The 727-nt window shown below is 60.8% G+C and carries 2 protein-coding genes; both read left to right on the forward strand.

The window, feature by feature from the left end; all coding sequences use genetic code 11:
- Nucleotides 1-405: major capsid protein (locus M1L53_RS34770; protein ID WP_315974193.1), on the forward strand; the 405-nt coding region annotated here is incomplete at its 5' end.
- Entirely contained in the window at nt 405-626 is a 222-nt protein-coding gene (locus M1L53_RS34775) for a hypothetical protein (protein ID WP_261949463.1), read from the forward strand. The genes M1L53_RS34770 and M1L53_RS34775, both read left to right, overlap by 1 nt.
- Nucleotides 627-727: the final 101 nt, after the last annotated feature.

Here is a 727-nt window from a genome sequence, read left to right on the forward strand (position 1 = left end):
GCGAAGGCTGCAACCCTGACCACGACGTCGAATGCAGCTCAGCCTGCAGCGGACTTCGCGGCAGTGCAGCTCAAGGCGGAGACGTTCGAGCTCGGCAACGAGTTCAACCTCTGGATCGTCAACCCGGCTCAGATGCTCGACTTCCAGGTCGTCTACGGCGATCGCTGGAAGGATGTTCTGTCGAACTGGAACACCGACATGATTGCCAGCAATCAGGTTGCAGCCGGTTCGGCATACGTCGTCGAAGAGCGCGGTGTCGGCGAGTTCCGCACCGAGCAGCCGCTGCGCACCACTACATGGCGTGACGAGGCAACGGAATCCACCTGGGTTCAGACCTCGATCCGCGCACTCTTCGCGGTTACAAACCCGTTGAGTGTCCTCAAAGTGACAGGGTTGGCTGCTTAATGTCTGCGGTGGAGCGCACCGTCCGGGTCGGGTTGATGTCGTACATCGATTCGGACGGTGCCCACCGGTCAGCGTTGACCGGCGAGGTGGTGCAGGTCCACCCAGATGCGATTGTCCGCTTCGATCGACTCAATCGCCTTGCGGGTGAGCCTGATCCCGAACCTGTTGAGGTTCCGAAGAAGCGGACAGTCCGACCGCGCAAGGCTTCCGACGAGGAGTGATCGATCATGGCGTTCGCCACCCTTCCTGATCTGAAACTCCGTTGGCCGACCCTTCCTGCTGCATCCGAGGCGCAGGCGACACAGTTGCTGCTTGATGCATC

The sequence above is a fragment of the Rhodococcus sp. T9N genome (assembly GCF_024436645.1).
Taxonomy (GTDB): domain Bacteria; phylum Actinomycetota; class Actinomycetes; order Mycobacteriales; family Mycobacteriaceae; genus Rhodococcus_F; species Rhodococcus_F qingshengii.

Excerpts from the sequence above, each read along its gene's own strand:
- M1L53_RS34775 (WP_261949463.1), top strand. The coding sequence starts at position 405 with ATGTCTGCGGTGGAGCGCACCGTCCGGGTCGGGTTGATGTCGTACATC.